Source organism: Acidovorax sp. Leaf191, assembly GCF_001424425.1.
In the GTDB taxonomy this organism is placed as follows: Bacteria; Pseudomonadota; Gammaproteobacteria; order Burkholderiales; family Burkholderiaceae_C; genus Acidovorax.
Window position 1 is genome coordinate 445,038 of record NZ_LMPT01000019.1, and the last position, 13,846, is coordinate 458,883.

The following is a 13,846-nucleotide window of genomic DNA, read 5'->3' on the forward strand; positions in this document are numbered from 1 at the left end:
GAAGCCATGTCGAAGCACGTGCTGTACGGCGACGTCCCACGCGTTCTGGAACGCGATCACCGGCGCCACCCTTTCTCTTTCTCGATCATGGCCTCGAACTCGTGTATCGGTAGCGGGCGGCCGTACAGGTAGCCCTGGTAGCTGGTGCATCCGTAGCCCGCCAGCATGTCGCGCTGCTCCACGGTTTCCACACCTTCGGCAATGACCTGCAGCCCCAGGCCCTGGCCCAGGGCGATGACCGCCCGCACAATCGATGCATCGCTGGCGTTCAAAACGACGTCGCGCACGAACGACTGGTCGATCTTGAGTTGGTCCAGCGGCATGCGCTTGAGATAACCCAGCGACGAAAAGCCCGTGCCGAAGTCGTCCAGCGAGAAGCTGATGCCCAGGGCCTTCAGCCGCTGCATCTTGACCACGATCTCGTCCACATCCTCAGCCAGCACGCTTTCGGTCAGCTCGAGCTTCAGGCGCTGCGGGTTGGCCCCGGTGGTCTCCAGCAGGCTGCGTACCCCCTGCACATACCCCGGCTCGCGAAACTCCTTGGCGCTGACGTTCACGGCCAGTACCAGATGGCATCGGGTCGGCTCGTCCGCCCAGGCTCGCAACTGCAGGCAGGCCGTCTCCAGCACCCAGCGGCCCAACGGGTGTATGAGGCCCGTTTCTTCGGCTAAGGGAATGAATAGGTCCGGGGACACCATGCCCATTTCAGGGTGCTTCCAGCGCACCAACAGCTCGGCCCCCACCAGCCCCGTGACGAGGTCGGCCTGCGGTTGGTAGTAAGCAACGAGCTGCCCTGGAACTGCCACGCGCAGGGCGTTTTCGAACTGCACCCGCAGGTGCAGCGCATCACGCATGCTCTGGTCGAACATGGCGGCCTGAGCCTTGCCCCGCTTCTTGGCCTCCAGCATCGCCAGTTCGGCTCGTTGCAACACCTCGTCGGCGGTTGCGTCGTCGTTGCCGACGAGCGCAATGCCGATCGACGCACGGCCTTCACAAGCAACGCCACCCAGCATGAAAGGGCCGCGCAACTGCGCCAGCGCGTCGGCCGCCATCGCGCTCGCCCTGTCATGCACATGTCGAAGGTCGCTTCCCAGGTTTTCGGCCAGGACCAGAAACTCGTCCCCGCCGATCCTTGCCAGGACGGCACCGGATCGCTCCAGTTGCCGAAGGTGTTCCGCCGCGGCAATGAGCATCTGATCACCGGCCTCGTGACCCCGCGTGTTGTTGAGCACGCTGAAGTTGTCCAGGTTGACCAACAACAGCGCTCCAGCGGTGTGCCTGACGGCTGCACGCTCGATCGCCTGGTTCAGCTGATGGATCAGTTCGCCCCGATTGAACAGCCCGGTCAGCCGGTCGTGGTGAGCCAGCCGGTCCATGGCGGCTCCCAACACCAAGGTCTCGTCCAAGGCCTTGCGCCGGCGGTGGCCCGCCGCGGCACCTGCTTGCTGCGTGTGGGACTTCGCGGCATCGGCCAGTTCCACGATGGGCCGCACCAGGCGGCCTGCCACGAGCCACGAGACGAGTGCGAACAGCACTGCCACCAGGGCAGTGAAGGCCAGCATCAACTTGCGGACCTGGTACACCGGTGCATGGGCGCTGGCGGCATCCTCCCGCACCACCACGGTCCAACCCAGCCCACCGGACGGAATCGCGGTGACCACCTGCTGCGTGGCGACAAGATATTCCGGATCCAGCCGCACAGCCTCCAGCGATGCTTTGGCGGATGTGTCATGGGTATTGAACAACAGCAGCCACTCGCCGGTGCTGCTGGCAATCAACACTTCGATATGGGCCTTCTTGAGGCGTTTGTCCACCGCTTCGGCAACCACCTGGTGCACCCAGTCCCAGTGCAGATGCGCGGCAAGCACGCCGATGACCGCGCCCCGCCCGTTCTTGACAGGCGAGGCCACATCCAGAAAACGCAACGGCTCGCCATCAGGCGGAGCAGGCAGCGACCTGGCGAGCAAAACCGCATCATGGGGATCGCCAACCACCGGGCCACGCAGGCCGGCCGCGTACCACGGCCGTGCAGAGACATCCACGCCCCTGAGGATTCCGCCCGTGGCGGCGCCGACCCTACCGCGCAGGTCAGCAAGGCCTATCCACGCGTAAGCGCCTTCACGGCGCTTGAGGCCATCCATGACGTCCTGGATGGAGTCAGGATCCAGCGCATGCTGTGGCCCGACCATGGCCGCCATCAGTGACACTTCGCGCTGCCTGTTGGCGAGGTCTTCTTTCAGTTCATGGGAGATCTCGTCTGCCACGGCGTTGAGCGCGTCCCGGGCCGAGTTGCTCAGACCTTCTTCCAGATGCCACTGCATGAAAAAGGTCAGGGCCAGGCCCAGAACGATGCCCGAGCCCCCCATCACCGCCGAAAAACGCGCCCGAACACTTCGAAACGGCGAAACCCGGTTCAAAAACCTGTTGATCATGGCGCCCCTCCAGGAGAACCATTGTCAGTCGCGACGGCCAAATCGCTAAGCGTTTTGTTACACGCGCGACGTGCGCCCGAAAGACTTGACGCAAGTCAAGGAAAAATCCCGCCACCGTCCGCACACTCGCCGCCTGGCACGACCAGGCCGCGATGCGCGGAGTTCCACGTCAGGACGACGTCAGAGGCTGGCCGTAGGATGCGCGCTTTTTGGAGCCTGGATGGCGCCGCGCACAGCGCCGCAGCAGGCAGTACGCAGATTGCACTTGCCGGTGCCTACAACGAAACCCAGAATGGGCAGTGCATGAACACGAGCATCCTCATCGTTGATGACAATTCCGCCATGATCCAGGTGATGGCGGGCATGCTCAAAGGGGTTGCCCAACTGCGGTTTGCCACGCGTGGCCGCGACGCGATGGAACAGATGGCACGCAGCATTCCCGACCTGGTGCTGCTGGACGCCGAGATGCCCGGCATGAGCGGCTATGAGGTCTGCGCGGCCATGAAGGGGGATGCCCGGCTGGCGAATGTGCCCGTGATTTTCGTGACCGGCCACGGTGAGACGGAGTCCGAGGTCCGGGGCCTGGAGGCCGGTGCCGTCGACTTCATTACCAAGCCCGTGAACGCGGCCTTGCTGCTGGCGCGCGTACGCACGCAGTTGCGCATCAAGAGCCTGACCGACGAACTGCGCAACCTGGCCACGACCGACGGGTTGACCGGCGTGAGCAACCGCCGCCATTTCGATGAACTGCTGCTGCGGGAATGGCAGCGGTGCGCGCGCAGTGCCGCGCCCTTGTCGCTCCTGATGGTGGACGTGGACCATTTCAAGCGCTACAACGACCACTATGGACACCCTGCGGGTGACAGTTGCCTGAAGGCCCTTGTGAAAGTCCTGCTGTCCGCGGGCCAGCGACCCGGGGATCTGGTCGGCCGCCTGGGCGGTGAAGAGTTCGCCATCATGCTGCCCGAAACGGATGCGGCGGGTGCGCAGGAGGTGGCAGAGCGCACCGTACAGGCGGTGCGCATGCTGGGACTGCCGCACGCAGCATCCCTTCATGCAGACCATGTGACGGTCAGCGTGGGCGTGGCGACACGCTCGGCGCACGCACAGTCCCAGGCCGAGCCCGTGGATGACGAAGACCTGTGGGGGCTGGTGGGCCGCGCCGACAAAGCGCTCTACGCCGCCAAGAACGATGGGAGAGACTGCTGGCGCGCGTGGCGCCCAGGGTACTGAACCGATGGCTGCCGACCCGCGCCAGTCCAGCCAGAATGCCACCAACGTGGCGAGGATGTCGATCCTCGTGGCGTTGGTGGTGATGTGCATCACCCTGGTTGCAGCCGTGGTGGCCTACGACCAGCAGGTGCAGCAAAACCGGGAGGCCCTGGACAAGCGCTTCGACGGGCTCAAAGGCCGGGTCATGGAAGAGATCGCCGTGCGCATGCGGCAGTATGAGTACGGCCTGCGCGGCACCCGGGGGGCCGTGGCGGCGGCGGGCGACGACCTCGACCACAAGGCCTTCATGCGCTACAGCCAGAGCCGGGACTTCGCGCGCGAGTTCCCGGGGGCCCGCGGCTTCGGGTACATCCACAGGGTCGCCAGACAGGACGAGGCCGCCTTCGTGCGCAAGGTGCGGGCAGAAGACTGGATCGATTTCAGCGTGCACCAGTTCGAGCAGCATGCTGGCGATCTCTACGTCATCCAGTACATCGAACCCCTGGAACGCAACAATCCGGTGGTGGGGCTGGACATCGCTTCAGAGCCCTTGCGCCTGGCCACCGCTGTGACGGCCATGCGCTCCGGACAGGCCACGTTGAGCGGCCCCATCACGCTGCTGCAGGACGCGGGCACACCCTCCCGAGGCCTGCTGCTCATGCTGCCGGTCTACCGGTTTGGTGCCGCAACGGACACGACCGAAAGCCGTGAGCAGGCCCTGCGGGGTTGGGTGTATGCGCCGCTGCAGATGGACGAGGTACTGCGCGGGCTCGATGTGGAGTCGGGGCATTTCATGCTGCGCATCCGCGACCGCCTCGCACCCGAGGGCCAGTGGCTGTACAGCAGCCATGCCGAGATGCCGGCCGAGCCAGGCATTGGAAGGCTGACCGCCCTGCCCCTGTTCGGCCGCGAGTGGGAGGTCGACATGCGCCCCACTCCCGCATTCGTTGCATCGCTCAACCTCGCACCGCCGCAACGCGAAGCGGTCATGGTCGTGCTATTGGGCCTGGCCGCGACGGCGCTGGCCATCGCCGTGCTGCACCTGGTGCACCGCTCGCGCAGCCAGTTGCTGGAACAGGCCAGGCGCGCGGCCATCGTGCAGGGGTCCGACGATGCCATCATCGTGCAGACCTTGCAGGGCATCATCACCGACTGGAACGACGGGGCCAGACGGCTCTTCGGGTACGAGCCTGACGAGGTGCTGGGCCACACCGCGCAGGAGCTGCTGGTACCCGCAGGGCGCGAGGGCGAAGACGAGTCCATGCTGGCCATGGTGGCCAAGGGGCAGCGGGTCAAGGCGTACGAGACATCGCGGCGCCATCGAGACGGCACGCTGATCGATGTCTCGGTCTCCGCCAGCCCCATCGAGGACAGCCATGGCCGCATCGTGGGCCTGGCCAAGACCTTGCGCGACGTGCGTGAAGTGCGGGCTGCGGCACTGCGGGTCATTGAACTGAACGCCACCCTGGAAGACCAGGTGCGCGAGCGCACCAGCGACCTGGAATCCGCAAGGCACGCCCTGCAAACCGTGCTGGACGCCATGCCATCCCAGATCGGCTACTGGGGCCCGGACCAGCGCAACCGGGTGGCCAACCGGGCGTATGGCGAGTGGTTCGACATGGACCCCGCCCTGGTGCCGGGCATGCACCTGCGCGAGCTGATCGGCGAGAGCATGTACGAGATGTCTGCGCCCCACGTCCAGGCGGCGCTGCGGGGCGAGGCCCGCATGTTCGAGCAGACGCGTCGCGGCAACGAAGGCGAACGCCAGCGGCACTCTCTCGTGCACTATCTGCCGGACATTGCCGAGGGCCAGGTCAAGGGCTTCTATGCCTTCGTGCACGACGTGACGGAACTCACCGAGAGCCGCCTGCAGCTCGCCGCCGTCCAGCGGGACAATGCGGCGCTGCTGGAAACCCTCAACAAGCACACCATCGTGTCTGTCGCCGACCGCTGGGGCCGCATTGTGGATGTGAACGATGCGTTTTGCCGCATTTCCGGGTTCGAGCGGGACGAGCTCATGGGGCGCAACCACCGCATCGTCAACTCCGGTACGCACGCGGCGTCTTTCTGGGTGGACATGTGGCGCACCATCAGCGCGGGCCACAGTTGGCGGGCAGAGGTGTGCAACCGCTCGAAAAGCGGCGCTCTGTACTGGGTGGACAGCGTCGTGGCGCCGTTTCTGGATGCCCAGGGCCGGGTCGAAAAATACGTGTCCATCCGCACCGACATCACGGACCGCAAGCGCACCGAGATGCAGTTGCAAAGCACCCTCACGCTGCTGCGCACCGTCCTGGAGGCGTCCACACAGGTCGCGATTGTGGCCACCGATGCGCAGGGCGTGGTGACGGTGTTCAATCGCGGAGCCGAACTGCTGCTGGGGGAGCCAGCGCAGCAGATCATCGGACACCGCAATGCCTCGGATTTCGTCGAGAACGGCGATCAGGCCTCGGACCCAGGACCTGCGCCGATGCGGCAAGACCCCATGGACAGCATTGCTCCCGAAGTGAGAATGGCCCTGATCCACACCGCCAGCCAAGACCCCTTGCGCCAGTGGCGCCTGGCGCGGGCCGACGGAGGCAGGGTGCCGGTATCGCTGGCGGTGACGCGCATGGCCGATGCGACGGGCTCGTTCGTCGGGTATCTGGGCATCGCCCATGATGTGAGTACGCGCCTGGAGCAAGAGAAATCTCTGCGCATTGCCATGCAACAGGCCCGGGAGGCAAGCGACGCCAAGAGCCGCTTTCTGGCGAACATGAGCCACGAGATCCGCACCCCGATGAACGCGGTGATCGGACTGTCCTACCTGCTGGCACGCACCGCGCTCGACGGCGAGCAGCAACGCATGCTGCAGCAGGTGCAGGTGGCAGGCAAAGCCCTGCTGGCCGTCATCAACGACGTGCTCGATCTGTCCAAGATCGAAGCGGGCGAAGTGACGCTGGAGACGCTTGCGCTGGACATGGGCCAGGTGGTGCGCGATGTGTCCGCATTGATCGAGCCCCAGGCCCAAGCCAAGGGCATTGCCTATGTGGTGGATGGCGCAGGGCCGCCCGACATCGCGCTGGAGGGCGACAGCACACGCCTGCGCCAGGTCCTGATCAACCTGTTGAGCAATGCGGTGAAGTTCACCGACCAGGGTGAAGTGCGGCTCGAGGTGCGCTTTCAAGAACTGACTGCCGACACGGTGGAAGTCCGCTTTGTGGTGAGCGATACCGGCATCGGGATCTCCGAGGAATCCAGGCAGCGGCTGTTCGCGCCTTTTGTGCAGGCGGACACATCCACCACACGCCGGTTCGGCGGCACCGGCCTGGGCCTGTCCATCGTCAAGCAGTTGGTAGAGCTCATGGACGGGCACATCGAACTGCACAGCCAGATCGGCCAGGGCAGCCAATTCATGGTGGCGCTGCCGCTGCACCGCGCGGCAGGCAGCCAGCCCGCAACGGCACCGGACGCCCCTGTGCCTGAGGGGCAAGGACTGCGCGGCATGTCACTGCTGGTCGTGGACGACAATGAGGTGAACCAGGAGGTGGCTGCCCGCATCCTGACCAGCGAGGGTGCCCAGGTGTCTGTCGCCCGGCATGGGCAGGCGGCGCTCGACCTGCTGGCACAGCATCCGGACCGCTTCGATGCAGTGCTGATGGATGTGCACATGCCGGTGCTCGACGGCCTTGATGCCACCCGCCGGATCAGGACCTCCCTGGGCCTGCTGCAACTGCCGGTCATCGGACTGACGGCCGGAGTCTCGTCGGCCGAGCGCGAAGAGGCCCTGGTCGCGGGCATGAACGCGATTGTGGGCAAGCCGTTCGATCCGCCCATGCTGGTGAGGACCATTCGCCGCCATCTGCCGGGCCACGATGACCTGGCCGTCCAGCACGCACTGCCACCTGCCGCTGAGCCCCCCGCCGACTGGCCGCGCGTGGAGGGGGTGTCCGCGCAGCTGTCCTTTTCTCGGCTTCAAGGCTCCAGCGAGCTTCTGTGGCAAATGCTGCAACGCATTTCCGCCACGCTGGACAACCTCGCCGGGGCGCTGAACACAGCCATGCCGGAGTCCGCCACCGACGCCCGTCTGGCGGCTTCCCGGAATGCGGCCGCAGTGCTGCACGACCTCAAGGGCATGTCCGGAACGGTAGGTGCCGAGCAGATGCATGCCTTGGCCTCGCAAGCGCAAGCGTCGGCGCGCCGTGGCGACACCACAGGCATTGCTGTGCTGACGGCGCAGATGCAGGACATGGCCCGGCAGTGGGCGCTGGACCCCACGATCAGCGTGCAGCGAGATTCCACAGCTGCGCACGGCCAGGCGGCGGCGCTGTCGCCTGGCACCTGGGAGCAGATCGTGCACCTGCAGCATCTCCTGGCCACCCAGGATCTCGACGCTCTTGACTGGACGCGCAAGCTCGAACCCGTGCTCACCGCGCAACTGGGAACGGCGTCGCTGGCCAGCCTGCAACGCCACATGGCCGACCTCGATTTCGCCAGTGCCAGCGCCTTGCTGGCTCGCGTGGCGCCACCATCCGCAGCACCGGAGCGGGGGGCTTGAGCTGTCGGCCAAATGACCCACAACCGGCCGCACCGACATCACCCCTGCATGCTGATCGAGCCCTCTCGGCGGGACCGAGCGCTCAAAGCACTGTGAGCGCGCCCCTGGAAAGCGCTGAATGCTATAAAAACAGAAGCAACTGAAGCGTGAACAGGTCGGCGACCGACGCAATGCCAGCCTCTGGTGCAGGAATTGCTTGGGAAGAAAACCCGCGGCAAGCCCGCAAGCAGCAAAGGCTTACCTGCCCAGCAGCGGCTTCACCTACTTCCCTACCGCCTCTTTGGTTCATCTTCTGGGAGTTGTTCATGCAATTTCGGCGTCTCATTCCGGCCCTGGCCTGCACCTTCCTTGCGGCCCTGTGCACCACCGCACCTGCCATCGCGCAGGGCGCCTACCCCGACCGCCCGGTCAAGGTCATCGTGGCCCTGCCCGCCGGCGGCAGCGCCGACATGATCGCGCGCGTGGTCACGCAGAAGATGGCGGCCGATCTGGGCCAGCCATTCGTGGTGGACAACAAGGCCGGGGCATCCGGCCAGATCGGCACGCCGCTGGTCTCGCGCGCCGCGCCCGACGGCTACACGCTGATGGTCTCGCCCGCGTCCTTCCTCACCACCAACAAGAGCATCTTCAAGACCCTGCCCTACGACCCCGAGGCGGACTTCGTCCCCATCACCAAGTTCGTGAACCAGCCCATGGTGCTGGTGGTCAAGGACAAGCAGAAATTCCCCACCGTCGCCGCGGTGATCGCTGCGGCCAAGGCGGCGCCCGGCAAGCTCACCTACGCCTCGTCCGGCGACGGCAGCCCGCAGCACCTGGCGGGGCTGATGTTCACCACCCGCACCGGCACCGACCTGCTGCACGTGCCCTACAAGGGCGGCGCCCCGGCCATCAACGACGCCCTGGCGGGCACGGTGGACATGTTGTTTGCAGTGCTGCCCGAGGCCTTGCCGCACATCCAGTCCGGCAAGCTGCATGCACTGGGCCTGATGGCCGCGCAGCGCACCGGCACGCTGCCGCAGACCCCCACCATGGCCGAGGCGGGCGCGCCCGAGATGAACCTCTCGGCCTGGGTCGGCCTGCTGGCCCCGGCCAAAACGCCCCAGCCCGTCATCGACCGCCTGCAGCGCGCTGCGCATGCGGCCCTGGCCGACCCCGACACCCGTGCCAAGCTGGCTGCCAGCGGCATGGAAGTGGCGCCGGGCAGCAGCCAGCAGCTCAAGGACGCGATCTCGCACGAGATCAAGGTCCATGCAGATCTGGTGAAGGCGGCTGGGCTGGTGCCACAGTGAGCGATATTGCTGGTCGGTGGCACCACCGCGTAATCGTGATCGAAGGCACCGCTGCACGCCACGCGCCCACAGGCTGCCCCGCTCAGCGTCAGCGTCCGGGCCTCTGACGCAGACCACTCAGCAGCCTTCAGCCCACCATTTCAACTGCCACCGAAGGCCTCCGACAAAAACTCTGCAGTCGCCCGCACCCGGGCCGTGCGCTGCAGGTCGGGGTGCATGACCTGCCAGACCTCGTGGTCGCTGGCGCGGCGGCGCTGCGGCCATACCCGCACCAGGCCTTCGCGTTCTCCCAGGTGCACGGGCATCTCGCCCAGGCCGATGCCCGCCGCCACTGCCTTGCGCAGCAGCAGGCTGGAATTGACGGCCATGGCAATCCTGGCCTGGCGGGCCGGCACCTCCACCACCGTGGGAAACGGGCTCTGGTCCAGGTACGGGCGGTAGGCCACCAGCTGGTGGCCGCGCAGCTCGTCATCGGGCACGGGCTCGCCGAAGCGCGCCAGGTAGGCGGCGCTGGCAAACAGGCCCACCGGCCAGGCGGCGACCCGGCGCACCACCAGGTCCGGCGACTCAGGGCGGACGTTGCGAAACGCGATATCGGCCTGCCGTCGCGTCAGGCTGAGCACCTGGGTCGAAATCTCCAGGTCCACGCGGATGGTGGGCCAGCGCTGCTGCAGCCGCTCCACCGCCGGCAGCAGGAATTCGATGGCGATCGAATCGGAACTGGTGACGCGCACCAGCCCGCCGGGGTTGTCGTCCTGGCCTTCGATCTTGGTGCGCAGGTCGAGCGCCGCGCTTTCCATGCGCCGCGCTGCGGCCAAAGCGGTCTCGCCCGCGGCCGTCAGCAGGTAGCCGTCTTTGGCACGCAAGAACAGCTTGGCGCCCAACTCGGCCTCCAGCGCGTTCAGTCGCCGCCCCACGGTGGCCTGGTCGATGCCCAGGCCGCGGGCCGCGGCGCGCAACGAGGGTGCGCGGGTCAGCGCCAGAAAGATGCGGGTGTCATCCCAGTTCATGGTGGTTTTGGTGATGCAAATTTGCATCACTGTAGAGCGAAATCGCTGCATTTCAAAGGTGTCGTGGCGACTTAACCTTGAGGCATCGACATCCATCCAACGCAAGGAGCCTCCATATGCCAGCACCCACCCTGCCCCCTGCAGCAAGCCAGCCCACCATGCAGGCCATCGTGTTCGACGACTTCGGCGGGCCCGAGGTGCTGGTGGCCCGCCAGATCACAGCCCCCGAGGTGCGCCCCCACGACCTGCTAGTGCGCAACGCCGCCATCGGCGTCAACCGCGCCGACCTGTCGCACCGCAAGGGCGCCTATGGCCGCGCCTACTTCGGCGATGCGGACACCATGGGCCTGGAGATCGCCGGCACGGTGGTCGAGGTCGGGCCGCAAGTGCGCGGCTTCAGCGTGGGCGACCGGGTGATGGGCATCGTGGGCGGCGGCGCCTACGCCGAGCTCTCGCGCATCGACCACCGCATGGCGATGCACGTGCCCGCGGGCCTGGATCTGATCGCTGCGGGCGCGGTGGCCGAGGTCTTTGTGACCGCGCACGAAGCACTGTTCCACCTGGCCCGCCTGCAGCCCGGCGAGTCGGTGCTGATCCACGCCGCCGCCGGTGGCGTCGGCTCGGCGGCGGTGCAGTTGGCCCACGCAGCCGGTGCCCGCGTGTTCGCCACGGCCGGGGGCGACAAGCGCGGCGCGGTCGAAGGCTTCGGGGCGGATGTCTGCATCGACTACCGCAGCGAGGACTTCGCGGCCGTGGTTGCCGAGACAACGGGTGGCCAAGGCGTCGATGTGGTGATCGACTTCATCGGCGCGCCGTACCTGGAGCGCAACGTGCGCTCGCTGGCCGTGGGCGGGCGCCTGGTGGCCGTGGGCCTGCTGGGCGGCGCGCAAGGGGCCGCACTGCCGATGGACGCGGTGCTGTACCGCCACCTGCAGATTTTTGGCACGGTGATGAAGTCGCGCCCGCCCGAGGTCAAGCAGGCCATGGTCCAGCGCTTTGCCCAGGGGTGGCTGCCGGCGCTGGCGGACGGCAGGATCCGGCCCGTGATCGACAGCACCTACCCGCTGGCGGAGGCCGCGCAGGCGCACCGGCGCATGGAGTCGGGCCTCAGCGTGGGCAAGATCCTGTTGCTGCCGGGTGGCACCGGCCCATGACATGCACCCAGGCCTGCATTGCGCGCCCTAGCTCAGGGCCAGGCTGTCGGCATCGAAGGACGGGGGACGCAACAGGTCCTCGTCGATGCCCATCACCTTGCTGGCGCGCTCCAGCGCCTGCCACAGGGGCGCAGGCATCTGCAGGATGTCGTCGGGAGAGGCGGAACGCGCAATCCACGCGCTGATGTCCACGTGCTGCTCGGCGGTGAGCAAGTCCAGGTGCAGCATTTCGTCAATGGTCTTCATCTGTGGCCTATCGGTGGAGGGTCTTGCCGGCGAATGCCCAAGGCTACCTGACAAACCTCCACATGCGGCCAAAACCGCCCATGTCAACCGCAGGCCACGTGAGCTGCACCGGTGCTCATCCGCGTTTCCACGCCGCATGAAAGCCGAACGGCACCACCTGCGGCAGGTGCAGCGTCGCCAGGCACTGCATGCTGGCCGGGTCGATCACGCCGATCACCGTGCCCGCGTCCCCCTCGGCCAGGGTCGGCACCAGCAGCACGCCATCGTCCTCGGCGGTCGAGCCGGGGCGGTCCACGAACAGGGGCTCCAGCTGCACGGCCGCGTGGCGCTGCCAGGTGCCGGCAATGCGCCCGGCATCCAGGTCCAGCTTCACCGTGCGGTCGAACAGGGGTGCCTGGCCGTCAGGGTCGAAACCTGCGAACCACGCGTGGCGCGACCGCTGGCGCCCCCAGTACGCGCCGTGCACCGAGGGCAGCTCCACGCTGGCCCCGTCCACCAGCGTTTGCGGCTGCGCGCCGCTGTGGCCGGGTTGCAGCCGGTAGCGCTGCACGCGGTGTGTCACACCCACGGGCTCGCCGGCACGCAGGCGCGCCAGGCCCAGAGCGCTGAAGATCTCGGGGCCATCGGTGGTGCACAGGTCCAGCACCAGCGTCGCGGGTGAGCGCCCGCCGGGGCTGGGCTCCTCCCAGGCCTGCACCGCGTGGAAGCTGGCCATCGCGGGTACCGCCCAGCTGCGCACGCTGCCATCCACCAGCGAGATGGCATCGATGCGCGAGCCTGCGGCAGCGTTCCACTTGAAGTTGTCGATGAAGCCCTTGCCCGACAGCGCCAGCTGGATGGCATGGACCCGCAGGGCCGGCTGCCACACCAGCGCGTGCGTGGGCGTCATCGCAAATGCGTGCAGGTAGCCGGCCTGGCGCACGGCCCAGCGCGCAATCACCTCGCGCGTGCGGCTGCCCGCCACGATCTTGAACAGCTTGTAGGTGCACTGGGGGCCCATCTCCACACCCACGTTCCAGTAGGTGCCTTGCGCATCCGTCAAGCCATGGGCCGACATCACGTGGATCACCTCGGCGTCGTCGTACTCGATGCGCCCGGTGGTCCTGAGCGTGTCGGGGTCGAAGCTGGTCAGCAGCGGCGTCTCGGTCTGCGCCACCCACTGCGAGCCGATACGCGCCATCACCACCGCGCCGTTGTCGGTGACCACGGGGTGCCGCAGATGACGCAGCCGCTGGAAGAAGCCCCTTGGGTCCGGGGTGCCAAAGGCTGCGCGCGCCGGCTTGCGCGCGGCCAGGCTCTCGCGCAGGTCATCGGTCTGCAGATAGCGGCTGCGGTAGGTTGCACTGGCACCGCCCATGTCGCCCGGCGCGAACCGGATGCGGTGCAGCATGGCCAGCCCGTCGAACCAATGCTGGTAGCTGCCGTGCGGCAGGTCCCACAGCGCAGGGCCGTTGAGCAGCAGGCTGCCGCCCAGCAGCCAGGGCGGTATGTGCCCGCGGATTTCCACGGGGGCGTCGGTGAGTTCGCGGGCATCGGACTGCAGGCCGCGCAGGCGGGTGGCAAACCCCGCGGGCGCAGCGCGAACAGCCGTGGAGGCAGTGGTCATGGGGCGTTTCAAGCAACAGGCAGACGGCCTCCATCATGACCCAGGTCCCGCCATCGCCCCAGCCCTGTTTGGCCACTGACAACGGCCAAGGATGACCGCGCCGCGCCGCAAAGCAGTTCAAACAACCCTGTGGGCGCGTCTCCATGACGACCCGCCATGCAATCCGGCAGCGGGTGTTCATTATTTGCAGAATCAACTGCACAGGGTATTAACACCCACCATTATTGAAAGCCAAACGAAAGTCAATTGAAAGGTTTCTCAATTCCCAGGGTTCTTACCGATCTTCACCTGCAAAATCACGACAAACATATTCCATCCAATGCATTAACCTTGCACCCACCGAATACTTCCAGGCGAATCAGC

General features: G+C 66.7%; 8 protein-coding genes. 4 read left to right on the plus strand and 4 right to left on the minus strand.

Annotated elements, in window-relative coordinates; all coding sequences use genetic code 11:
* Nucleotides 1-56: 56 nt before the first annotated feature.
* Nucleotides 57-2,432: a putative bifunctional diguanylate cyclase/phosphodiesterase gene (locus ASG27_RS16075; protein WP_082486009.1), complete on the minus strand. Its 2,376-nt coding sequence runs from the start codon at nt 2,430-2,432 to the stop codon at nt 57-59.
* Nucleotides 2,433-2,735: 303 nt separating this feature from the next.
* On the opposite strand from ASG27_RS16075, the gene ASG27_RS16080 reads away from it, so the two are divergent.
* The 3 genes from ASG27_RS16080 to ASG27_RS16090 all read left to right on the plus strand — a co-directional run bounded on the left by ASG27_RS16080 (nt 2,736) and on the right by ASG27_RS16090 (nt 9,467).
* On the plus strand, nt 2,736-3,665 hold the full coding sequence (locus ASG27_RS16080) for a diguanylate cyclase domain-containing protein (protein WP_056419106.1): 930 nt from the start codon (nt 2,736-2,738) through the stop codon (nt 3,663-3,665).
* Nucleotides 3,666-3,669: 4 nt separating this feature from the next.
* A complete protein-coding gene (locus ASG27_RS16085; RefSeq protein ID WP_056418431.1) occupies nt 3,670-8,178 on the plus strand; it encodes a PAS domain S-box protein in 4,509 nt (1,502 codons plus the stop codon).
* A 305-nt stretch (nt 8,179-8,483) separates the two neighbouring features.
* Nucleotides 8,484-9,467 carry a Bug family tripartite tricarboxylate transporter substrate binding protein gene (locus ASG27_RS16090; RefSeq protein ID WP_235504057.1) on the plus strand — a complete coding sequence of 328 codons (984 nt, stop codon included), beginning with the start codon at nt 8,484-8,486 and terminating at the stop codon, nt 9,465-9,467.
* 140 nt (nt 9,468-9,607) lie between these two features.
* On the opposite strand, the gene ASG27_RS16095 is transcribed toward ASG27_RS16090, so the two are convergent.
* Nucleotides 9,608-10,477, minus strand: coding sequence for a LysR family transcriptional regulator (locus ASG27_RS16095; RefSeq protein WP_056419109.1), 870 nt, complete (start codon nt 10,475-10,477; stop codon nt 9,608-9,610).
* A 116-nt stretch (nt 10,478-10,593) separates the two neighbouring features.
* Here ASG27_RS16095 and ASG27_RS16100 point away from each other — a divergent pair, with 116 nt between their 5' ends.
* Nucleotides 10,594-11,631, plus strand: a complete 1,038-nt coding sequence (locus tag ASG27_RS16100; RefSeq protein ID WP_235504058.1) for an NAD(P)H-quinone oxidoreductase — start codon at nt 10,594-10,596, stop codon at nt 11,629-11,631.
* Nucleotides 11,632-11,658: 27 nt separating this feature from the next.
* Here ASG27_RS16100 and ASG27_RS16105 read toward each other — a convergent pair whose 3' ends face one another.
* Both ASG27_RS16105 and ASG27_RS16110 read right to left on the minus strand, forming a co-directional pair.
* Nucleotides 11,659-11,877: a hypothetical protein gene (locus ASG27_RS16105; RefSeq protein WP_056418434.1), complete on the minus strand. Its 219-nt coding sequence runs from the start codon at nt 11,875-11,877 to the stop codon at nt 11,659-11,661.
* A gap of 115 nt (nt 11,878-11,992) precedes the next feature.
* Nucleotides 11,993-13,483 (minus strand): carotenoid oxygenase family protein, encoded by a 1,491-nt coding sequence (locus ASG27_RS16110; RefSeq protein WP_056418436.1) that lies wholly within the window; start codon nt 13,481-13,483, stop codon nt 11,993-11,995.
* Nucleotides 13,484-13,846: the final 363 nt, after the last annotated feature.